At 71.6% G+C, this 20,988-nt stretch carries 25 protein-coding genes; 1 reads left to right on the forward strand and 24 read right to left on the reverse strand.

What is annotated here, in order from left to right; genetic code table 11:
* Window positions 1–88: 88 nt before the first annotated feature.
* From WD794_11705 to WD794_11815, 23 genes are all read right to left on the reverse strand, one after another.
* The gene (locus WD794_11705; GenBank protein MEX2290974.1) at window positions 89–1,189 is read right to left on the reverse strand and encodes an EscU/YscU/HrcU family type III secretion system export apparatus switch protein; all 1,101 of its coding nucleotides are present in this window, start codon (window positions 1,187–1,189) and stop codon (window positions 89–91) included.
* The gene (gene fliR, locus WD794_11710) at window positions 1,186–1,953 is read right to left on the reverse strand and encodes a flagellar biosynthetic protein FliR (GenBank protein ID MEX2290975.1); all 768 of its coding nucleotides are present in this window, start codon (window positions 1,951–1,953) and stop codon (window positions 1,186–1,188) included. Before fliR ends, WD794_11705 begins: the two co-directional genes overlap by 4 nt.
* Window positions 1,950–2,225 (reverse strand): flagellar biosynthetic protein FliQ, encoded by a 276-nt coding sequence (locus WD794_11715; GenBank protein MEX2290976.1) that lies wholly within the window; start codon window positions 2,223–2,225, stop codon window positions 1,950–1,952. Before WD794_11715 ends, fliR begins: the two co-directional genes overlap by 4 nt.
* Window positions 2,226–2,249: 24 nt before the next feature.
* Complete coding sequence (gene fliP, locus WD794_11720; GenBank protein ID MEX2290977.1) at window positions 2,250–3,116, reverse strand: flagellar type III secretion system pore protein FliP; 867 nt, start codon at window positions 3,114–3,116, stop codon at window positions 2,250–2,252.
* A 42-nt stretch (window positions 3,117–3,158) separates the two neighbouring features.
* Window positions 3,159–3,536 (reverse strand): flagellar biosynthetic protein FliO, encoded by a 378-nt coding sequence (gene fliO / locus WD794_11725; protein MEX2290978.1) that lies wholly within the window; start codon window positions 3,534–3,536, stop codon window positions 3,159–3,161.
* Window positions 3,537–3,554: 18 nt separating this feature from the next.
* Window positions 3,555–4,376 (reverse strand): flagellar motor switch protein FliN, encoded by an 822-nt coding sequence (gene fliN / locus WD794_11730; protein MEX2290979.1) that lies wholly within the window; start codon window positions 4,374–4,376, stop codon window positions 3,555–3,557.
* A complete protein-coding gene (gene fliM / locus WD794_11735; GenBank protein ID MEX2290980.1) occupies window positions 4,373–5,356 on the reverse strand; it encodes a flagellar motor switch protein FliM in 984 nt (327 codons plus the stop codon). The genes fliN and fliM overlap by 4 nt, the downstream gene beginning before the upstream one ends.
* Window positions 5,357–5,430: 74 nt before the next feature.
* Complete coding sequence (locus tag WD794_11740; GenBank protein MEX2290981.1) at window positions 5,431–5,910, reverse strand: flagellar basal body-associated FliL family protein; 480 nt, start codon at window positions 5,908–5,910, stop codon at window positions 5,431–5,433.
* Between the two features lies 1 nt (window position 5,911).
* The gene (locus WD794_11745) at window positions 5,912–6,811 is read right to left on the reverse strand and encodes a flagellar motor protein MotB (GenBank protein ID MEX2290982.1); all 900 of its coding nucleotides are present in this window, start codon (window positions 6,809–6,811) and stop codon (window positions 5,912–5,914) included.
* Window positions 6,811–7,590, reverse strand: coding sequence for a motility protein A (locus WD794_11750; GenBank protein ID MEX2290983.1), 780 nt, complete (start codon window positions 7,588–7,590; stop codon window positions 6,811–6,813). Before WD794_11750 ends, WD794_11745 begins: the two co-directional genes overlap by 1 nt.
* Window position 7,591: 1 nt before the next feature.
* Window positions 7,592–7,849, reverse strand: a complete 258-nt coding sequence (locus tag WD794_11755) for a flagellar FlbD family protein (protein ID MEX2290984.1) — start codon at window positions 7,847–7,849, stop codon at window positions 7,592–7,594.
* Window positions 7,850–8,039: 190 nt separating this feature from the next.
* On the reverse strand, window positions 8,040–9,302 hold the full coding sequence (flgF, locus tag WD794_11760) for a flagellar basal-body rod protein FlgF (GenBank protein ID MEX2290985.1): 1,263 nt from the start codon (window positions 9,300–9,302) through the stop codon (window positions 8,040–8,042).
* An 82-nt stretch (window positions 9,303–9,384) separates the two neighbouring features.
* Window positions 9,385–9,816, reverse strand: coding sequence for a flagellar hook capping FlgD N-terminal domain-containing protein (locus tag WD794_11765; GenBank protein ID MEX2290986.1), 432 nt, complete (start codon window positions 9,814–9,816; stop codon window positions 9,385–9,387).
* Between the two features lie 5 nt (window positions 9,817–9,821).
* The gene (locus tag WD794_11770; GenBank protein ID MEX2290987.1) at window positions 9,822–11,228 is read right to left on the reverse strand and encodes a flagellar hook-length control protein FliK; all 1,407 of its coding nucleotides are present in this window, start codon (window positions 11,226–11,228) and stop codon (window positions 9,822–9,824) included.
* Window positions 11,225–12,265, reverse strand: a complete 1,041-nt coding sequence (locus WD794_11775) for an NlpC/P60 family protein (protein MEX2290988.1) — start codon at window positions 12,263–12,265, stop codon at window positions 11,225–11,227. Before WD794_11775 ends, WD794_11770 begins: the two co-directional genes overlap by 4 nt.
* Entirely contained in the window at window positions 12,262–12,693 is a 432-nt protein-coding gene (locus WD794_11780) for a flagellar FliJ family protein (GenBank protein MEX2290989.1), read from the reverse strand. Before WD794_11780 ends, WD794_11775 begins: the two co-directional genes overlap by 4 nt.
* Window positions 12,690–13,988 carry a FliI/YscN family ATPase gene (locus WD794_11785; GenBank protein MEX2290990.1) on the reverse strand — a complete coding sequence of 433 codons (1,299 nt, stop codon included), beginning with the start codon at window positions 13,986–13,988 and terminating at the stop codon, window positions 12,690–12,692. Before WD794_11785 ends, WD794_11780 begins: the two co-directional genes overlap by 4 nt.
* On the reverse strand, window positions 13,985–14,731 hold the full coding sequence (locus tag WD794_11790) for a FliH/SctL family protein (protein ID MEX2290991.1): 747 nt from the start codon (window positions 14,729–14,731) through the stop codon (window positions 13,985–13,987). Before WD794_11790 ends, WD794_11785 begins: the two co-directional genes overlap by 4 nt.
* Window positions 14,715–15,728 (reverse strand): flagellar motor switch protein FliG, encoded by a 1,014-nt coding sequence (gene fliG / locus WD794_11795; protein ID MEX2290992.1) that lies wholly within the window; start codon window positions 15,726–15,728, stop codon window positions 14,715–14,717. Before fliG ends, WD794_11790 begins: the two co-directional genes overlap by 17 nt.
* A gap of 2 nt (window positions 15,729–15,730) precedes the next feature.
* Window positions 15,731–17,326, reverse strand: a complete 1,596-nt coding sequence (gene fliF / locus WD794_11800; protein ID MEX2290993.1) for a flagellar basal-body MS-ring/collar protein FliF — start codon at window positions 17,324–17,326, stop codon at window positions 15,731–15,733.
* Complete coding sequence (fliE, locus tag WD794_11805) at window positions 17,326–17,643, reverse strand: flagellar hook-basal body complex protein FliE (protein ID MEX2290994.1); 318 nt, start codon at window positions 17,641–17,643, stop codon at window positions 17,326–17,328. The genes fliF and fliE overlap by 1 nt, the downstream gene beginning before the upstream one ends.
* Window positions 17,643–18,044 carry a flagellar basal body rod protein FlgC gene (gene flgC / locus WD794_11810; GenBank protein MEX2290995.1) on the reverse strand — a complete coding sequence of 134 codons (402 nt, stop codon included), beginning with the start codon at window positions 18,042–18,044 and terminating at the stop codon, window positions 17,643–17,645. The genes fliE and flgC overlap by 1 nt, the downstream gene beginning before the upstream one ends.
* Entirely contained in the window at window positions 18,044–18,379 is a 336-nt protein-coding gene (locus WD794_11815) for a flagellar basal body protein (GenBank protein MEX2290996.1), read from the reverse strand. Before WD794_11815 ends, flgC begins: the two co-directional genes overlap by 1 nt.
* Before the next feature lie 272 nt (window positions 18,380–18,651).
* Here WD794_11815 and WD794_11820 point away from each other — a divergent pair, with 272 nt between their 5' ends.
* On the forward strand, window positions 18,652–19,161 hold the full coding sequence (locus WD794_11820) for a hypothetical protein (protein ID MEX2290997.1): 510 nt from the start codon (window positions 18,652–18,654) through the stop codon (window positions 19,159–19,161).
* A 7-nt stretch (window positions 19,162–19,168) separates the two neighbouring features.
* On the opposite strand, the gene WD794_11825 is transcribed toward WD794_11820, so the two are convergent.
* The coding region (locus WD794_11825; protein ID MEX2290998.1) for an ATP-binding protein at window positions 19,169–20,988 on the reverse strand (1,820 nt) is incomplete at its 5' end.

Here is a 20,988-nt window from a genome sequence, read left to right on the forward strand (position 1 = left end):
CTCGCGTGTGCTCCGGCCGTCCGTGGAGCAGGTAACCGCCGTCCTGGCGTCCCTCGATGCATCGGCGATGGGACGGCCTGCTTGAGCGTTAGCGCAGAGCCAGAGCCGGCTGCCGGACCGTGTGTGTACCGGCCGCGGCGCCGCGCGCCTTGAGCGAGAAGATGAAGGCGAGCACCTGCGCGACGGCGCCGTACAGCTCCGCCGGGATCTCCTCGCCGATCTCGCAGGCCTTGTGCAGGGCGCGTGCCAGGGGGATGTCCCGCACCATCGGCACCCGGTGCTCGTCCGCGCGTTCGCGGATCTTCGCGGCGATGATCCCGCTGCCCTTGGCGACGACCCGCGGCGCGCCGCCCAGGGGGTCGTACCGGAGGGCGACCGCGACGTGGGTGGGGTTGACCAGCACGACGTCGGCGCTGGCGATGTCCGACATCATCCGGTTGCGGCTCATGCTCATCTGGCGCTGGCGGATCATGCCCTTCATCTGCGGGTCGCCGTCGGCCTGCTTGTACTCGTCCTTGATGTCCTGCAGGCTCATCTTGAGCTCCTTGAGGTGCTGCCGCTTCTGCATCGCGTAGTCGGCGGCGGCCAGCAGCAGGCCGAGCATCGCGGCGTTGCGCAGGAACGACATCGCGGCGCCGCCCACGCCGGAGAGCACCGTCGTCAGGGCCAGCCCGCCGGGGTTGACGAGCAGCGGGATGAAGCCGGACAGCGCGTGGTAGGCCATGCCGCCGAGCACGGCCAGCTTGATGATCTCCTTGCAGGCCATCCAGGCGGTCTTCGCGCTGAACATGCGCTTGATACCCGGCAGTGGGTTGAGCTGCTTGAACTTGGGCTTGAGGGCCTGTGGGCTCAGGACCAGTCCGACCTGCGCGAGGTTGGCCAGCACGCCCAGCGTCATGAGGGCGAGCGCCATCGGCGCGACGGCGATCAGCGCGCCGCGCATGCCGTGGCCCCAGAGCGCCAGGGCCAGCCCCGGGTCCGGGTTGGCGATGACGTCCTTCATCTGGGCGGCGAGCCCGTAGAGGTGGTCCTGGGCGCGCGAGAACGTCCACGGCAGCAGCAGCGTCATCGCGAAGGTGGTGAGCCAGGCGGAGACCTCGGGAGACTTGCCGACCTGACCCTTCTTGCGGGAGTCCTTGATCTTCTTCGGAGTGGGCTTCTCGGTCTTCGAGGCCTTGTCGCTGCTCACGAGAAGGCCCCCATGAGCACCGCGCCGTCGCGCACCGCGTGGCGCACCAGGTTCTCCACGATGTTCGGCATGAGCGGGATGGCCAGCCCCACGAGGAGCATGCTGAGCAGGATCTTGATCGGGAAGCCGAGCGTGAAGACGTTCATCTGCGGCGCGGCCTTGCTGAGCAGGCCGAGGGCGACCTCGGTGAGGAACAGCGCACCGACGATCGGCGCCGCGATCTCGAGCGCGGCGAGGAAGAACATGCCGAGGTTGTCGATCAGCAGCTCGGAGATGCTCGCGAAGTCCGGTACGCCCGACGGCATCGCGGCGAAGGAGTTGAGAAAGCCGCGCACCAGCATCAGGTGCCCGTCGACCGCGAAGAGCAGGGCGAGCGAGAGCAGGTGGTAGAAGCGGCCGAAGACGGCCGTGTTGGCGTTGGTGAACGGGTCGAAGGACGCGGCGATGGTGAAGCCGGCGAAGAAGTCGATGATCTCACCGGCCGCCTGCACCGCGGCGAAGATCAGCTGGGTGAGGAAGCCGAGCGCGAGCCCGGCACCGACCTGCATCAGGGTGGCCACGATCAGGGGCCCCACCTCCGGGGGCGGTGCGCTGGCGGCGACCACCGGCGTGACCGGGATGGCCAGGGCGACGGCGAACGCCATCTTGGCCTGGGTCGGGATCATGCGCGTGTTGAACGGCGGGCAGACGACCAGCCAGGCCGAGGCGCGGACCACCGCGAGCACGAAGCCGAGGAGCAGGTCCGTCGACAGCGTCAGGGTCATACCTTGTCAGCCAGCTGGGGGATCATCTCGTAGAGCCCGGTGGTGAACGACACGATCTCGGCGAGCATCCAGTTGCCGGCGAGCAGGATGACCAGGGCCACCGCGCCGAGCTTGGGCACGAAGGTGAGGGTGACCTCCTGGATCTGGGTGACCGACTGCAGCAGCGAGATGCCGAAGCCGACGCCCAGCGTGACGATCAGGATGGGCGCGGCCAGCTTGCCCGCGATGATGATCGCCATCAGGGCGATCTCCAGCACAGCGGTGTCGGACATGGTCTCTCCGGTCTCGGGGTCGTCTCAGGTGTAGCTGGACAGCAACGACCGGACGACCAGCGCCCACCCGTCGACCATGACGAAAAGCAGCAGCTTGAACGGCAGGGAGATGAGCACCGGCGGGAGCATCATCATGCCCATGGACATCAGGGACGAGCTGATCACGATGTCGATGACCAGGAAGGGGATGAAGATGACGAAGCCGATGATGAAGGCGGTCTTGATCTCCGACAGGACGAAGGCGGGCACCAGGGCCGACATCGAGACGTCCTCGGGGCGCGGCGGCCGCTCGTCGCCGTTGGCCTTGACGAACAGCGCCAGCTCCTTGGGCTTGACCTCCTTCAGCATGAAGGTGCGAAGCGGCTGGACGCCGTCCTCGTAGGCCTGGCTGTAGTTCTTCTCGCCGTTCAGCAGCGGCTGGATGCCCTGCTCGTTCACCTTCTCCAGCGTCGGCCCCATGATGAACAGGCTGAGGAACAGCGACAGCCCCACGATCACCTGGTTCGGCGGGATCGCCTGCACGCCGAGCGCGTTGCGGGTCAGCGACAGCACGATCACGATGCGGGTGAAGCTGGTCATGAGCAGCAGCAGCGCCGGCGCCAGCGACAGGACGGTCAGCAGCAGGATGGCCACGATGGCCTTGCTGGGCTCGTCGCCGGAGTCCAGGTCCAGGGTGACCGAGCCGCCGCCCTCGGGCTCCGGGGCCGCCGGGGCGCCGGGTCGTGGCATCTCCGGCGCCACCGGAGCCGCCTGTGCCAGCACGATCGTCCCGGGACCGGGTGCCTTGGCACCGACAGCGGCCTCGGCCGGGGTGGCGAGCGCGAGGGCCGCCATCACCAGCAGCACGAGCAGCGCGCAGCGCGCAGCCGTGCCACGCACGAGCGTGGACATGGAGCTCCGTTTCGGAGGAGAGGGAAGGAAGAGGGAGGAAGATCAGGACGTGCGGACGGTGCGGTCCTTGAGGAACTCGAGGAAGGGCCCCCAGCCGGGCTTCTGCGGGGTGGCCGGCCCGATCGCCGACGTGACCGGGGCGAGCGCGAGCTCCGCCTCGAGCAGCAGCGGGTCGGCCTCGGCGAGGACGGAGACGGAGGACTCGGTGACGCCGAGCACCAGGGTGCGGCCGCCGACCCGGACGAGCTGCACGGAGCTGCTCCGGCCCAGGCCCTGACGGGCGAGGACGTCGATCCGGCTGGTCGGCTTGCCGCTGCTGCCGGGAGCGAGTCCGCGCCGGCGCAGGATCCGGGCGGCCAGCATCATCAGCCCGAAGACGACGGCCAGGGAGATGGCCAGTCGCGCGAGCAGCGCGACCATCGAGACGTCCTCCACGGCCTAGCGCCGGACCGCGTCGAGGGTGCGGGTACCGATGATCTCGGAGATACGGATGGCGAACTCCTCGTCGATGACGACCACCTCGCCGCGGGCGATCAGCGTGCCGTTGACCAGGACGTCCACCGGGCTGCCCGCGGCCCGGTCGAGCTCGACGACCGCACCGGGCGTGAGGGCGAGCAGGTCGCGCACGGTCATCCGGGTGCGGCCGAGCTCGGCGGTGACGCCCATCTCCACGTTGTGGAGCAGGTCCATCGGACGCGCGGCCCGGCTGGCGGGGCGCGTCTGGTCCAGCGGCTGGAACGTGTGGGTGGTCGCGTTCTCCCGCGGCTCGGGGATCTCGGACGCCTCGGGTGCGAGCTCCTGCTCGACCAGCAGCGCGATCGTGGCGACGTGCTCGCCGCCGGTGCGCAGCAGGACCGCGGCGAAGAGCCGGCCGTCACCCAGGCCGGCCAGGGCGATGCCCGGCTCCACCTCGTGTGCCGCCTCGATCTGCAGCGACTCACTGCTGAACTGCTCGAGCGCCGTGCCGGCGTCCGCCAGGGCGGGACCGAGCGCGGCCAGCAGCTCCTGGGCCCCGAACGGGCTGTTCTCCAGGGCGGAGGAGAGGCTGTCGGCGACGACGAGCACCAGCCGCCCGACGGCAGCGCCGCGCACGTTGAGCGAGACCGCCCGGCCCTTGCCGTCCGGGGGCAGCAGGTCCGCCACCGTGGCGTCGCTGAGGGGAGCGTCGGCCACTGCCGACAGCGGCAGGGTACGGGCGGCTGCGGCGGCGACGGCGGTCACGGCGTCGCGGACGCTGTCGCGGGTGCTGAGCACGGTCATGGGCGGGAGTCCTTGTCGTTGTTCGAGTCGACGATCATGAAGGCGAGCCGCCGGCCCTTGCTTCCGGGCACGGCGAAGGCACAGGTGCTGTCGGCGGCGCAGACCGAGAGTGGCGCGCTGACCGGGTGGCGCAGGGGGAGCACGTCTCCGACGCGCAGATGGAGGATCTCGGAGGAGGTGAGGGTGACCGGGTCGAAGCGCACGGCGACGTCCACCGGCACTCCCGAGAGCCCGGCGGTGATGGCCCGGGCCGACTCCACGGGGTCGGTGCCCTTGCGGTCGGCGAACAGCGCGTGGCCGGTGACCTGCTCGAGCACCGGCTGGAGCGCGGTGAAGGGCAGGCACAGCGTCGCCGGCGCCTCCTTGCCGCCGATGCGTACGTCGAAGGTGGCCACGACGACCATGTCCGACGGAGCGGCGACCTGGGCGAACTGGGGGTTGAACTCCAGCTGGACGATGCTGGTCTTCACCTTGGCCAGGGACTCGAACGCGTAGTCCAGCTCGTGCAGCACCCGCACCAGCAGCTCGCGCATCAGCACGCTCTCGATGTCGGTCAGTGCCCGCGCGGGCTGGTTGCCGTCGCCGTTGCCGCCGAGCAGGCGGTCGATCGCGGCCATCGCGATGCCCAGCGGCAGCTGCAGGATGCCGGCGCCCGGCAGCGGGTCGACGTTGAGGATCGCCATCAGGGTGGGATCCGGCGAGGAGCGGATGTACTCGTCGTAGGAGACGTGGTCGATCGAGGCGACCGACACCTGGGACACCGACCGCAGGGTGGTGGACAGGATCGTCGTGAACTGGCGCGCGAAGGTCTCGTTGACGATCTGCAGCGCCCGCGCGTGGTCCCGGCTGAACTTGCTGGGCCGCCGGAAGTCGAAGGGTTGGGGCCCCGACTTGCGGCGGGCCCGCTTGCCGGACGGCGGCGCGGGGCTGTCCACTGCTGCGTGCTCTGCCGCGATGTCGGTCGTGCTGGTTGCTGCCACACACACAGCATCGGCAGGGCCCCAGAACGCTTGAGCCTTAGCGCACCGGAGTCACCGCGCGGCTCCTGGCGGCCTCACTGCATGACGAACTCGGTGAAGTACACCTCCATCACGTCGTGGTGGTAGCGCTCGGCGACCCGCTTGCTCAGCTCGTCCTTGGCCGCCTGCCGGGCCGTCGGTGAGGCCAGCTCTGCATAGGTGCGGCCGCCCAGGAAGGCGATGGCCTCGTCGAGGGCAACCGCGCCGGTCACGCCGTGGCCGCTGCTGGGCTTGGCGACCACCTGCAGGGCCAGGCCGACCTTGAGCAGCCGGCCGTCGGCCAGGTTCATCGTGATCGGCTCGAGGGACAGCACCTCCCCGGCCTCCGGCTTCTTCGCGACCGCCTCCTCGCCACCGGCATCACCGGCGCCGGGTCCCAGCAGGAAGTACCAGCCGGCCGCCAGGGCCACCAGGGGCACCGCGATCAGGAGCAGCTTCTTGCGGCCGCCTCCGGAGGCTTGCTGGGCACCCTCCTCGGCCGGCTTCGCGGCTGCCTTCTTCGTGGTCGTGGCCATCTCAGTGCTTCTCCTTCGGGGGGGCGGGTGCCGCTGCGGCGGCGCCTGCCGGACGGGGGGGCGCCGGCGCGGAGTGCGCGGCGGGTAGGGCGGCAACGGGAGCACCCGCGTCGGCGGCCGTGGCACGCACGATCACCTCGACCCGGCGGTTGACCGCCCGGGTCTGCGGCGTGTTCTTGACCAGCGGGCGCTGGTCGGCGTAGCCGGCGGCGCTCATCCGCTTCGCCGGGATCTTCTGGCTGGCGATGATGTAGCGCAGCACGGTGGTCGCGCGCTCTGTCGACAGCTCCCAGTTGGAGGGGAACCGCCCGCCGCTGATCGGCAGGTTGTCGGTGTGCCCCTCGACGGTGACCGGGTTGGGGATCGGCACGAGCGCCGGGCCGATGCCGTCGAGCACGGTGCGGCCGGCCGGCAGGAGCGTGGCCGAGCCGAGCGTGAAGAGCACCTCGTCGGTGACGATCGTGACGACCAGGCCGCGCTCGTCGATCTTGAAGCGGACGGAGTTCTGCAGCCCCTTCGCGGTGAGCGACTCGGTGATCCGCCGCTGCACCTCCTTCAGCTGCTCGTTCTCGTTGGAGACCGCCTTCGCGCGGGCCTTCTTCTCGTCCAGCGCGGCGACCGCCGCCTGGATGTTGACCGCCAGCTGCTCCTCGGGGGCCGTGGGCGCGGACGGGGTGTCCAGCAGCCCGCTGCCGCCGTCGAGCAGCGTCGGCCCGGTGCCGAAGTACTCCCGGACGCTGCCGGCCAGCTGCTCGGCCTTGGTCTGGTCGACGACCGACATCGCGTACATCACGAGGAACAGCGCCATCAGCACCGTGAGCATGTCGGCGTAGGTGACCAGCCACCGCTCGTGGTTCTCGTGCTCCTCCTCCTCGTGGTGCTTGGCCCGCCTGGCGGACATCAGGCCGCTTCCTTCTCGTCCGAGGGTGTGGCGGCGCGCGGCGGGAGGAAGGCCCGCAGCTTCTGCTCGATCACGCGGGGGTTGCTGCCGGCCTGGATCGACATCAGGCCCTCGATCAGCAGGTTCATCCGGCGGACCTCGAGCTCGCTGATGCGCTTGAGCTTGGTCGACAGCGGCAGGAAGATCACGTTGGCGGACAGCACGCCCCACAGGGTCGCCAGGAAGGCCGCGCCGATCATGTGGCCGAGCTCGGTGGGCTTGTCGAGGTTCTCCAGCACGTGCACCAGGCTCAGCACGGTGCCGATGATCCCGATGGTGGGGGCGTAGGCGCCCATGTCGCCGAACAGCTTGGCCGCCGACTTGTCGCCGGCCCGCTTGGCGTCGACCTTGGCGTCGAGGATGTCGCGCAGCTCCTCGGGGTCGGTGCCGTCCACGAGCAGTTCGACGCCCTCCTTGAGGAACGGGTCGTCGATCTCGCGGGCCTGCTCCTCCAGCGCGAGCAGGCCGTTGCGCCGGGCCTGCTCGGCCAGCGTCACCAGCACCGTCACCGACTCGTCGGCAGGGGTGACCTTGCTCGTGAACGCGTGCTTGAGCGCGGCGGGCAGGCTGAGCGTGTCCTTCAGCAGGCCACCGGCGACCGACACGCCGATGGTGCCGCCGAAGACGAGCAGCATTGGCGGCAACATGAACATCGCCGTCGGGCTGCCGCCCTCGAGCATGTTGGCCAGGAAGATCGCGCCGAACGCGATCGCGATGCCGATCAGGGTGGCCGGATCCATCTCAGTGCTCCAGAGGGGGGGACGGGACGACATGCAGGGCAGGGCTGCCGACCGGCGAGGTCTCCAGCCGGCCGGCCAGGGCGACGACGCTGGCGCGGTACTCCCGGACCAGCTCGATGAGCTGCGCGACGCTCTCGCTGACGAGCACCTTGTGGCCGTCGCACAGCGTGATCACCGTGTCGGGTGTGGCCTCGGCGCGCTCGATGAGGTCCGGGTTGAGCGCGAACGGCAGCCCGGTGAGCCGCGTGAGCATGATCATGGTCATCCTTGAGTCGACGTGCGGCCCATCCATGGCCGCTTCTAGTCCATCGGCGTCCGGGGCCGTTACCTGAGCCTTGAGCGGTCGTCGGCCGCGTCATGTGTGCCGCTGCACAGGTGGCCGCCGGCCCACGACGCCACGATGCCGGGCCCGCGTGCAGCGGGCCCGGCATCGGTGACGTACGGGGGAGCTACCGCTTGAGGTTGACCAGGTCCTGGAGCAGCTCGTCGGAGGAGGAGATGACGCGGGAGTTGGCCTGGAAGCCGCGCTGGGCGACGATCAGGTTGGTGAACTCCTGCGCCAGGTCGACGTTGCTCATCTCGACCGTGCCGCCGGACAGCGTTCCGCGGCCGCCCTCGCCGGCGACGCCGGTCTGCACCAGGCCGCTGTTCGGTGACGGGCGGTACATCGAGCCGCCGACCTTCTCCAGGCCGCCCGGGTTGGCGAAGTTGGCCATCGCGATCTGTGCGATGGCCTCCTGCATGCCGTTGGAGAAGATGCCCATGACGGTGCCGTTCGGGGAGATGGTGAACGACTGGAGCGCGCCGATGGCCGCACCGTCCTGCTCGAGCGCCGCCACGCTGTTGGAGCCGGCGTACTGCGTCATCGGCTCGTCCGGGGTGCCGAACTGCACGGTGACGTCCTTGGTGAAGTTGCCGACGCCGGCCATGCCCGCGGCGGCCAGCGTCATGCTGGGCTCGTTGAACTTGCCGGTGGCGGCGTCCCAGGTGAGCGTTCCGGTGCCGACGACGGCGTCAGGGGTGGAGCCGTTCGCGTTCGGCGCGGTCGCCTCCACGCTCCAGGTGTCGTTGCCGGTCTGCGTGTAGGTGATCGACAGCTTGATGGGCGCGCCCTGGCTGTCGAAGATGGTGACGCCGTTGGTGATCGAGACCGGGTCGGTCGCAGCCGCGTCGTACTCGGTGTCCGGAATGTTGCCGCCGAGCCGGACCGTGCCGGTCTGGACCGGTGGCAGCGTCTGGCCGATCGGCAGCCGGACGGGCTCGAGCGGGCCGTTGGGGTTGATCGCGCCGGCGTTGGCCTTCCAGCCGAGCACCGAGGCGCCGGACGGCGTGACGAGCGAGCCGTTGGCGTCGAAGTTGAAGCTGCCGGAGCGGGTGTAGAGGTTCTCCCCGCCCTGCTGGACGGCGAAGAAGCCGTCGCCCTGGATCGCGAGGTCGGTGGCCCGGCCGGTGAGCTGGCTGGCGCCCTGCGCGAAGTTGGTGCTGATGGCACCGAGCTTCACACCGAGGCCGACCTGCGCGGGGTTGGTGCCGCCGGCGCCGTTGACCGGCGCGCCGGCGCCCTGCAGGGTCTGGCTCAGCACGTCCTGGAAGACGGTGGAGCTGCTCTTGTAGCCGGCCGTGTTGACGTTGGCGATGTTGTTGCCGACGACGTCCATCATCGTCTGGTGCGTGCGGAGACCGGAGATACCGGAGTACATCGAGCGAAGCATTGTCTCTCCTGAAGAAGGTGGGGCTCGAAAGGGAAGATCACAGGCGGTACGGGAGCCGGCCCGGTGCGGGCCGCTCACCGGCTCAGCTGCCGGCGGGGCGTACCTCCTTGACCGCAGGAAGTGAGACCTCCGTGTCTCCGGTGAGCAGGACGGGGCCACCCGGGTCGAACCGGACGCCCGTGACGGTGGCGACGACATCGCTGCCGTCGAGGCCGCTGGACACGACCGACTTGCCGATCAGGCCGCTCGCGCCGAGCGCGCGGTTGGCGCTGATCAGCTCGGCGTTCTGCTTGGACAGCTCGTCCAGCTTCTCGACGACGGTGAACTGCGCCGTCTGGGCCATGAACTCGGTGCCGTCGGTCGGGCTGAGCGGGTTCTGGTACTTCAGCTGGGCGACGAGCAGCTTGAGGAAGGTGTCCTTGCCCATCTCGTTGCCGGGCGCGACGCCTGCCGGGCTCGCGCCCGTGATGTCGCTGATCCGGTTGCCGGTCAGACCGGACAGTGGTGTGGTCATGGCTGCTACATCCGTAGGTCGAGGGCGGCGTCCGGGTCCGGAGCCGGGGCGGGTACGGGGGAGTCGTCGCTGTCGGCGGCGCCCTGGCCGCCGGAGCGACGCTGTGCGGCCGACTTGTCGCGCTGGTCGTCGGCCTTGCCGCTGTCGACCGACAGGTCGCTGGCGGTGAGGCCATGGGCCTCCAGCTGCTGGCGCAGGTCGGCCAACGAGGCCCGCAGCAGCTCCTTGGAGACGTCGTCGGCGGCATGCATCGCCACGCTGATCTCGCCGCCACGCAGCGAGATCTCGACCTGGACCGCGCCGAGCTCTTCGGGGTAGAGCTTCAGCGACATGGTGTAGCTGCCGTCCGGGCCCTCGAGCACCGGCGCGAGCTGGGTGACGACCTGGGTGGCCGGCGGTGCGGCCGGTGCCGGAGGTGCGGGAGGCACCGGCGTGCTGACCGGACGGGTGTCGGTCTGCGGTGCGGCGGCGACGGCCTCGGTGGAGACCGGGCCGGTCGGACCGGCCGGGCCGGCAGGGCGGGACTCAGCCGGGGTAGCCGGTGCGGCGGTCAGCGCGGCGGGAGGTTCGTCGGCGGGCTCATCGGAGCCGTCGCCCGTGGCCGATGCCTGCTCGACGGCGGTCGCCTCGACAGCGGTCGCATCACCGGCGGCCGGGTCCTGGGACCCGACCGGGCCGACGGTCGCCGGCTGCGCCGACGCCGGGTGGCTCGCACCCGTGGCGGCCGGCCCGCTGCTGGAGGCGGTGGCGGAAACGGAGGCGGAGCCCGTGGCGGAGGCGGAGGCGGAGCCTGTGGCGGCCGGCGCGGTGCCGGTGCTGGTGGCGGTGGCGTCTGCCTGCCCGGGCGCCCCTCCGGGGGAGGCCGTGCCGGCGAGAGCCGGCGTGCCGGTTCCCGTCGTGGTTCCCGCCGCGCTGGCCGGCAGTGCGCCGGCCGGAGCGCCGGGTGAGGTCCCGGTTGCCGGAGCGCTCTCCTCGGCTGCGGCAGGGACGGCGGAAGCGGCGGGAGTCGAGCCGGGGAGGCCGGCACCGGCCGGCGGGGCGGGAGTCGAGCCGGGGAGGCCGGCACCGGCCGGCGTACCGGCCGGCACCTCGGTGCCGGGGAGGCCGCCGGCCAGCACGGGCCCATCGGCAGCGGCGGGCACCTCGGTGCCGGCAAGGCCACTGGCCAGCACGGCCCCACCGGTCAGGACAGGCCCACCGGTCAGCACGGACCCGTTCGCGGTCGACCCGCTCGGCAGCCCGCTGGTGGCGGACCCGCCGGCCGTGTCCGCGGTCACGGCCGAAGGGGAGGCCCCCGACACCAGACCGGCCAGCATCGCGGCGAAGTCGTCGGCTGCGGCCGGGGACGTCGCACGGCCGGCTGCGCTCTTCGCCGGCGCCGCGCCCGCGGGCAGGGTGCTCACCGTGGTCATGCAGCCTCCGCTCGGAGCTCGGCCATGATCTTGCGGACGTAGTTCTGGGTCTCCTTGTACGGCGGGATGCCGCCGTGCTTGGTGACCGCGCCGGGACCGGCGTTGTAGGCGGCCAGTGCCAGCTCGGTCGAGCCGAAGCGCGCCAGGTGCGACTTCAGCAGCCGGGCCGCGCCGTCCACGGCCTCCGCCGGCTTCCAGGGGTCGATGCCGAGCCCGCCGGCGGTGGCCGGCATGAACTGCATGAGTCCCTGCGCACCCGCGGGGCTCTTCGCGGCCGGGTTGAACCCGGACTCGGCCCGGGCGACGGCGGTGAGCAGGGCGGGGGAGACGCCGTGGCGTTGCCCGGCGCTCTGGAACAGGCCGGCGAACGCCGCCTCGCCGGAGCCGGCGCCGGAGCCGGCGGCGGGCCCGGCGGACCGCAGCGCACCGGCGAAGCCGGCGGCCGCAGCCGGGGCGGACGAGGCCGCGCCGTCGGGCAGGATCCGCCGGATGGTGGTGGCCTTCGACAGGTCGACGTTCTGCATCTTGACCACGTCGCCGGTCTTCGGGGCGACCACCCACTGGCCGTCCCCGGCGTACATGCCGATGTGGTCGGGGGCTGGGCGCTCGCGCTTGAAGAAGACGAGGTCGCCCGGGCGGGCCTCGGCGGCGCTGACCTCGCGGCCGGCCGTGGCCTGGTCGCGCGAGACGCGCGGGATGTCGATGCCGAACTGCTTGTAGGTGTACTGCATCAGCCCGGAGCAGTCGAAGCCGCCGGGTGCCGCGCCGCCCCAGACGTAGGGCGTGCCCAGGTGCTCCTTGGCCTTCGCGAGGACCGCGGCGCCGTCGACGCCGGCTCCGGGTCCGCTCGCGCGGGACAGCTGGGTCTGCGAGCTGGCCAGTACGTTGCCGAACGCGGCGCTGGCGCCGACACTGCCGGGCCGGGCGGCCGCGGCGGTCGCCATGGCGGGACGGGCGGCGAGCTGGATGGCCGGGGCCGGGAAGCGGCTCTGGATCTCCAGCATCCGGGACTGGACGGCGGCGAGCCCGGTGCTCATCGGTCGCTCCTGCCGTGGCGGGAGACGACCAGCTCGTCGGTGGTCAGCTCGTCCTCCTTCTGGGTCTGGGCCTGGTGCTCGCTGCGCTGCCGTTCGTCGAGCCGCTCCAGCGCACCCACGCGCGAGGCGGTCTCGCTCCATGCAGTGCGGGCCCGCGTGGCGTCCTCGTGAGCGCGACGCACCCGGCCGCGCTGCTCGATCACAGCGGCAGCGAAAGCCGATCGGGTGGACTGCTCGAAGAGGAAATCGGCACGTGGCTGGATTCCTGAAGGAATGAGGCACTTCTCGTACGCCGCCGTCTGCTCGGTGAGCTGCTGCTCCTGCGTCCTGATCGCGGCGTTGGCGGCCAGCAGCTGCCCGCGCGCAGCCTCCTCCTGCATGCGGCGTACGCGCAAAACCGGCTCCAGGCGGAAGTGGTAGCGCTTCACGCGACCCCGACCAGCGCGTGCAGCCGGCTCCAGCTCTCCTGCGCCGACGACGCCTCGTGCATGTCCTGGCGCAGGAAGGAGCTGATGCCCGACTCGAGCTGGACGGCGCGGTCCACGAGCGGATTGGTGCCGGACACGTAGGCGCCGATCTCGAGCAGGTCCTTGGCCTCGCGGTGCGCGGCCATCAGCCGGCGCAGCGAGGTGCCGGCGGCCCGCTGCTCGGGCGTCGTGACGGCCGTCGCCACGCGGGAGACCGACTCCAGCACGTCGATGCTGGGGAAGTGCCCGGCCGTGGCCAGCTTGCGGGTGAGCACCACGTGACCGTCCAGGATGGAGCGGGCGGCGTCACCGATCGGCTCGTTCATGTCGTCGCCCTCGACGAGCACGGTGTAGAGGCCGGTGATGCTGCCGACCTCGCCGGTGCCGGCCCGCTCGAGCAGCTGGGGGAGCAGCGCGAAGACCGACGGCGGGTAGCCGCGGGTGGCCGGCGGCTCGCCGGCGGACAGGCCGACCTCGCGCTGGGCCATCGCGAAGCGCGTGACGCTGTCCATCATCAGGACCACGTGCCGGCCCTGGTCGCGGAACCACTCGGCGATGCGGGTCGCGGTCAGCGCTGCCCGCAGTCGCACCAGCGCCGGCTCGTCGGAGGTGGCGACGACGACGACGGAGCGGGCCAGCCCCTCCTCGCCCAGGTCGTTCTCGAGGAACTCGCGCACCTCGCGGCCACGCTCGCCGACCAGCGCGATGACGGTGACGTCGGCCTCGCTGTTGCGGGCAACCATCGACAGCAGGCTGGACTTGCCGACACCGGAACCGGCGAAGATGCCCAGGCGCTGGCCGCGGCCGACGGGAATGAGGGTGTCCAGGGCGCGTACGCCGAGGGTGAGCGGCTCCGAGACGCGGGCGCGCCGCAGGGCGTGCGGGGGGACCCCACCGACGCCGGACTGCTCGAGGCCCTCGAGCCGGGGGCCGCCGTCGACGGGCCGGCCCAGGCCGTCGAGCACCCGGCCGAGCAGCTTGCTGCCCAGGCCGATCGTGAGCGGGCCGCCGCTGGCCTCCACCGAGGCCCCGGCGCGGACGCCCTGCAGCGTGCCGAAGGGCATGCACACCAGCCCGCCGTCGCGCAGTGCGACGACCTCGGCGGGCAGCCGGGTGCCGGCCACGTCGATGTGGACGGCGTCGCCGATGGCGGCGTCCAGGCCCTCGACCTCGAGGTTGAGGCCGACGACCCGGCGCACCCGTCCGGTGACGCGGGGGCGGGCCGCCTGCAGCGCCTGCTCGAGCTGCAGCGTCACGGCTGCTGTCCCCGCAGCACCGCGGCGACGCGGGCCAGCGCCGGACCGATCTGCGCGTCGACCTGCCGACCGGCGGCCTCCACGACGCAGCCGCCGCGCTCGATCGAGCGGTCCGCGACGACGACCACGCGACGCCCCGCGGCGAGCGAGTTCACCTCGCCCAGGACCGCGGCGTCGTCCGGGTGGAGCTTCGCGGTGGCGGCGCAGTCCTCGGGAGCCAGCACCAGCGCCCGCACGAGCGCGTCACGTCCGGGGTTCTCGCTGATCGAGAGCTCCCGGTCGAGCACGGCCCGGGCGACGTCCAGCGCCAGATCGACGACCTGGTGCTCGATCTCGGCCAGGCTGACGGCTTCCCGCTGGCGGAAGGCCTCAGCTGCCCCGGCCAGCAGCGCGACCGCCTCGACCAGCTGTGCCTGCTGTCGTGCCTGCGCGTCGGCGGCCTGCTGGGCAGCGTGCTCGGCGGCGACGTGCGCCTCTGCCGTGGCGACCGCCAGGCCGGCGGCGTAGCCGGCCCGGTGGCCTTCGGCGTGTCCCTGCTCGACGGCCTGCTGCCGGGCCGTCGCGACGACGTCCTGCAGGTGCGGGTCGGTCAGCCGGGCATCCACGGTGTGGATCGGGGCGAACGGGCTGGTGCGCAGGTCGGCGTCCATCCGGGCCGGCCGCACCCCGTGGGCATCGCTGCCGCGCAGGACGGTGCCGCGCTGGGCGGTCCCGTGCACGGGAGTCTCAGACCACGTACTCATCGCGGTCCCCTCGGCTGATGACGATCTGGCCGGACTCCTCGAGCGATCGGATGGTCGAGATGACCACGGCCTGCGCCTCCTCGACGGTGGCGAGGCGGACCGGACCGAGCATCTCGATCTCGTCGGCCAGCGTGAGCGCGGCGCGCTCCGACACGTTGTTCATGATCTTGTCGCGGAGATCCTGGCTGACGCCCTTCAGCGCCGTCGCCAGCTCCTTGGAGTCGACCTGGCGCAGCACCAGCTGCACGGAGCGGTCGTCGAGCGTGAGGACGTCCTCGAACATGAACATCTGGCTGCGGACCTCTTCGGCGAGCGCCGGGTCGCGCCGCTCCAGCCCCTCCAGGATCAGCCGCTCGGTCGCCCGGTCGGAGTTGTTGATGATGTCGATGAGCGGCTGGAGGCCGCCGGCGGCGGAGAAGTCGTTGGACTGCAGCACCGAGGAGAGCTTGCGCTCGAGAATGGTCTCGACCTGCCGGATCACCTCCGGGGAGGTGTTCTCCATGGTGGCGACCCGGTGGGCGACGTCGGCCTGCAGGTCGTTCGGCATGCCGGACAGCACGACCGCGGCCTGCTCGGCCCGCATGTGGGCCAGCACCAGGGCGACCGTCTGCGGGTGCTCGTCCTGCAGGAAGGACAGCACCTGGCGCGCATCCGCCCGGCGCAGGAACTCGAAGGGCATCTCGACCAGCGAGGCCTCCATCCGCTTGAGCAGCTCGGCGGCCTTCTCCGCCCCCATGCTGGCCTCGAGGATCTCGCGGGCGAAGTCCATGCCGCCCTTGCCGTAGTGCCGGCGAGCGGTGGCGAGCTCCTGGAACTCCTCCATCACCGCGTCGACGACGTCGTTGCCGACGGCCTCCAGGCGGGCGATCTCGTTGAGGACCTCCTCGACCTCGCTCTCGCGCAGCGACTTCAGGACGAGGGCGGAGCGCTCCCGACCGAGCTGCACGAGCAGGATGGCGGCCTTCTGCGGTCCGGTGATCGTGGCGGTGTCGGCCATCGTCAGGACCTCCGGTCGGCGAGCCAGCCGCGGAGCAACTGCGCGACCTCTTCGGGCTGGCGCTCGACGAGCTCGCCGATCTCGCCCTGGATGTGGATGCGCTGCCTGTCCTCGACGCTGAGCGGTGGCGGCTCGAGTGCCCGCCGCTCGGCGGCAGCGGCCAGCGCCGCGGCCTCCGCCGCGTCCGCATCGATCTGCGTGGCGACGATGTCGTACGGCAGCTCGACCTCCGTGCGCTGGTCGCGGCGCATGACGCGCAGGGCGTAGAGCAGGAGCAGTCCGACGACCAGCAGCACACCGACGGTGCGGATCAAATTCGCGCGTTCGGCCGCCTGCTCGGCGGCCTCGATCTTGGCGAACTCCTCCGCCGCGGCATTGGCGGCCGTCTCGTCGAACGCCATCCGGCTGACCTCGACGACGTCGCCGCGCTCCCGGTCGATGCCGGCGGCGGCGGCGACCAGCTGCTCGATCTCGGCCGGGGCGATGACGCCGGCGGCCTCGGCGTCCAGGACGACGGCGACCGACAGCCGCTCGACCTTGCCCGGAGCCGACTGCACCTGCTCGGTGACCTTGTCGACCGCCAGCGTGCGGCTCTCCTGCCCCTTCTCGTAGGTGCTGTCGCCACCGGCCAGGGCCGGGTTGTTGACGTTCTCCGGGCCGAGGACGCCGCCGACGATCTGCCCGCCCCCCTCATACTTCTCCGTGGTGACGGACTCGTTCACGGCAGGCGCCTGCTTGTCCTCGGGGTTGAACCGCTCGCTCGTGGTGGCCCGCTTGTCGAAGTCCAGCGCGGCCTTGACCCGCACGACGGCCTTGCCGCTGCCGACGATCGGGGTGAGCATCTCCTGCACCGAGGTCTGCAGCTCCTTCTCGAACGCCGCGGTCTGCACGGCGCGGGCGTCGCCCGCGGCGGCGTTGGCGCCGTCCTCGCCGGCGGCCGACAGCACGGTGCCGTTGGCGTCGGCGAGCGTCACCTGGTCGGGCGTGAGGCCCTCGACGCTGGAGGAGACCAGGTTGACCACGGCCTGCACCTGGCCGCCGGTCAGGTTCTTGCCCGGCTTGGTCTTGACCAGCACGGATGCGCTCGGCTTGCGGGCGTCCTCGGAGAACAGCGCCTCCTCGGGCATGACCAGGTGCACGGTGGCGGCCTCGACACCCTCGATCGAGGTGATGGTCTTGGTCAGCTCGCCCTCGAGCGCCCGCTGGAAGTCGACCCGCTGGCGGAATTCCGAGGTGGTGATGCCCTGGCTGTCGAGCAGTTCGTAGCCCGACTTGCCGTCCTGCGGCAGCCCGGCCGCCGACAGGTCCAGCCGGAGCTGGTAGACGTCCTTCTGCGGGACGAGGATCGTGGAGCCGCCGGCGGCGAGCTGGTACTTCGTACCGCGGGTGCTGAGCTCCTCGGTGATGGCGGCGGCATCGCCGGCGGCCAGGTTGGTGAAGACCGGCACCATCGAGGGCTTGGCGGCCCAGGAGGTGAAGACCGCGCCACCGATGAGCAGCGCCACGAGGGCGATGGCGGTGACGGCCTTCTGGCCGGCGGTGAAGCCGGCGAGAAGCGTGCGCAGGCTCTGCGGGAGCTTGGAGAGCTGGGCGGGCATCAGACCTGCATCCTCATGATCTCGGTGAAGGCCTCGACGGCCTTGTTACGGACGGCAACGGTCATCTCGGTCGCGAGGCCGGACTGCGCGCTGGCGATCATGTAGTCGTGGATGTCCTTCAGGTCGCCGGTGGCGGCCTGGACGGCGAGCGTGTCGGTGGTCGAGTGCAGGCCCTGCAGGTTCTCGATGCCCTGGGTGACCATGTTCGCGAAGCCCTCGTCGGGCTTGGCGACCGTGTCCACGGTCGGCATGCTGGGGAGCGCGATGCCGGACAGGCCCGGCAGGCCCGGCTCGAAGCCGATCGGCGAGATGCTCATCAGCGCTGCCCCAGCCGCAGGGCCTGGGAGTAGGCGTCCTTGGCCCGCTCGATCACCGAGATGTTCGCCTGGTAGCTGCGCTGGGCGATCATCAGCTGGGTCATCTGGTCGCCGAGGTCGATGTCCGGCATCCGGACCATCCCCTCCTCGTCGGCGAGCGGGTGCTCGGGGTTGTGCACCATCCGGCCCTCCGGGTCACCGAAGACGGCGCCGGCGACCCGGACGCCGCCGGCGCCGCCGTACTCGTTGGCCTGGGCGACGATCATCCGGGACTGGAAGGCGTCCTCGTCCGTGCGACGGGCGGTGTTGATGTTGGAGATGTTGTCGGAGACGGCATCGAGCCACTTGCGCGAGGTGCGCATGCCGGACGACGCCACGTCGAACGCGGCGAACAGGGACATCAGGCGCTTCCAATCGCTCTGCGGAGTCCGTTGAACTTGTTGTTCAAGGCGGTGACGGTGAGCTCGTAGCGCAGGCCGGTCTCCATCGCGGCGACCGTCTCGGTGTCGAGGTTCACGTTGTTGCCGTTGAGCCGGGTGGGCTCCAGCGAGCGGGCCACGTGGGGGGCGCTCGGGGCCTCGCCGTTCGCGGCGGCGGCGCGCAGGCTGGACTCGAAATCCACCTTGCCCGCCAGGAAGTTGGGGGTCTCGATGTTGGCGATGTTGTCCGCGATCGTCCGCTGGCGCAGGGACAGCCCGCGCAGGGCGCTGTGCAGGACGCCTTCGACGCCGGTCATCGGCGGGACACGAGCTGCGGGCGGGGTGGGGCGATCCGAGCATGACTGGCCGACACCGTCGACCCTCCTCTGGGAAGAGTGGGGAGTCACCGCCCGGTCCCTGGGCAGTTGCGGTCGAGCGATCCGTGCTCACAGAGTCTTTCGACCACACGCGTCCCCGCTTGAGCCCTAACGGGTGATGCTGTGCCGGTGCTCAGGAACGGGCATGCTCTGTCGAAGGAACAGATGCCGACCTCGACAGAGGCCGGTTCGACGTGGACGGAGGAGATCCGATGACCCCCGGTCAGCTCGCCACCCCGGTCGTCCCCGTTCCGGTGCCGCAGGCGGCGCAGGTCGGTGAGCTCCTGCAGACGCTCACCGGCGGAGCGGTCGAGGTCGCTCCCGGCCCTCCCGTCCTGCCGGGGCGTGAGCCCGCGCTCGTGGCGGTCTACGTCACCGACGACACCGTGACCGGCGCGGTGGTGGCCTGCGAGCTGTCGCTGGCCGCCCACGCGGGTGCGGCCCTGGGCGCTGTGCCCGTCACCGAGGCCGAGCAGGCACTGGCCTCGGGCGTGCTGTCCGCCGACCTGTCCGAGAACGCCGACGAGGTCCTCAACGTGCTGGCTGCGGCCTTCAACACCCCCGGGGCGCCCGCCCTGCGGCTGTACCGGGTGTACGCGGTGGGGGAGCCGCTCCCGGCCGAGATCGGCCGGGTGCTCGGCTACGTGATGCGCCGGGTCGACCTGCAGTTGCACATCGTCGGGTACGGCGGGGGCAGGTTGTCGGTCGTCGCGGTCGGCTGAGCGGGCCTCAGCCGGGACGGCGGGCGTCGGGCTGCTCGAGCGCGGCGTCCACCACCTCGAGGAAGCGGTGCACGTCCAGCGGCTTGGTGACGTAGTCGAACGCGCCTTCCTCCCGCAGCTGCCGCACCCGGTTAGGGCTGGCGTCGGCGCTGGCGATGACCACCGGGATGTGCCGTGTCCGCGGGTCGGACTGCAACCGGTTCAGCACGTCCCGGCCGGACAGGTCGGGCAGGTGCAGGTCGAGCACGACGATGTCGGGCAGGTGCTGGGAGGCCAGCTCCAGGGCCAGCCGGCCCAGCATCGCGGGCAGCACGGAGATCTCCGGCCGCCGGCGCAGCATCGCCTCGACCAGCCGCAGGTTGGTCAGGTTGTCCTCGACCAGCAGCAGCGTCCGCCGTCCGCCGGCAGACGGTGCCGGCGGTGCGGCGGGGTGGATGGCCTCCACCGGCTGCTCGGTGATCGGTAGGTCGATCCAGAAGGTCGAGCCCTCGCCGGTGGCGCTGGTGACGCCGATCTGTCCTCCCATCGCGTGCACCAGCTGCCTGGTGAGGGCCAGGCCCAGGCCGGTCCCTTCCACGCCGGCGGCCTCCGCGTCGAGCCGCTCGAACGGCTCGAACAGCCGATGCTGGCGGGCCGGGTCGATGCCGGGGCCGCTGTCGCGGACCGATACCCGCAGCAGGTCGCCCGCCCGGCGCTCGCAGGACACCTGCACCTCACCGCCGTCGTGGTTGTACTTGACCGCGTTCGACAGCAGGTTGAGCAGGATCTGCCGGCACCGCTGACGGTCGGTGTGCACGTACGCGTCGCAGTGCTCGGGCGAGACGGCCAGCCGGATGGAGCGCGCGTCCGCCAGCGGCCGGATCAGGGCCGCCGCGTCGTCGAGCAGTTCTGCCGTGTGCACCGGCTCGAGCGAGATCGTCATCGCCCCGGCCTCGATGCGCGAGAGGTCCAGGACGTCGTTGACCAGCGCGAGCAGGTGCCGGCCGGCCTTGACGATGTGGCCGACCGCCTCCTCGTCGTCGGTGTTCAGCTCCGTGAGCTCGAGCAGCTGGCCGAAGCCGAGGATGGCGTTGAGCGGCGTACGGAACTCGTGGCTCATCCGCGACAGGAACTCGCTCTTGGCCAGGTTGGCCTGGGTCGCCTCCTGCCGGGCGCGCTCGGCCTCCTGCTGGGCCAGCTCGGCCTCTCGCTGGGTCCGCTCCAGGACGACGCGCTGCTCGCGCTCCTCGGCCAGCAGGGCGCAGCGCTGCAGCGCGAGCCCGGCGACGGCGGCCATGGCGGACAGCAGACCGACCCCCTCGAGGCCGAAGAACCGGGTGTAGGCGCTGGTCCAGACGACCAGGTCGCCCCGGCCGTCGCCGAGCGGGACGATCTGCAGCGGCGTGCTGTCCGCCCCGGACGGCTGCTCCGGCAGCAGGCGCATCCCCACCGGCGGCGCGGCGCCGTAGGAGGCCGAGACGGTGCCGCTGGCATCCACGAGCGCTGCGCCTGCACCGCCGACGATGGCCGCCGTGGGCGGCAGGAGTGCGCGCGCCACGTCGTCGACGGTCGTCGCGCCGAGCACAGCCATCGTCGCGCTCTGCAGGCGGTCCCGCTCGGGCTGCGACCACGACATCCGGATCGCGCGCGGCGGGCTGAAGCCCAGACCGAAGCCGATCGCGCTGGCCAGCACACCCGCCTGGACGGTGAGGTCCAGCAGCACCGCGTCGCGCCCGACGTTGGCTCCGACCAGCAGCAGGGTCAGCGCGAGCACCCCGGTCCCGGCGCTCATCAGCCGCATCCGGCGGCGTGCGACGGTCGGCTGCCCCCGTCCGGCTGCCCACAGCC

It is taken from the genome of Mycobacteriales bacterium, from assembly GCA_040902655.1.
Taxonomy (GTDB): Bacteria; Actinomycetota; Actinomycetes; order Mycobacteriales; family SCTD01; genus SCTD01.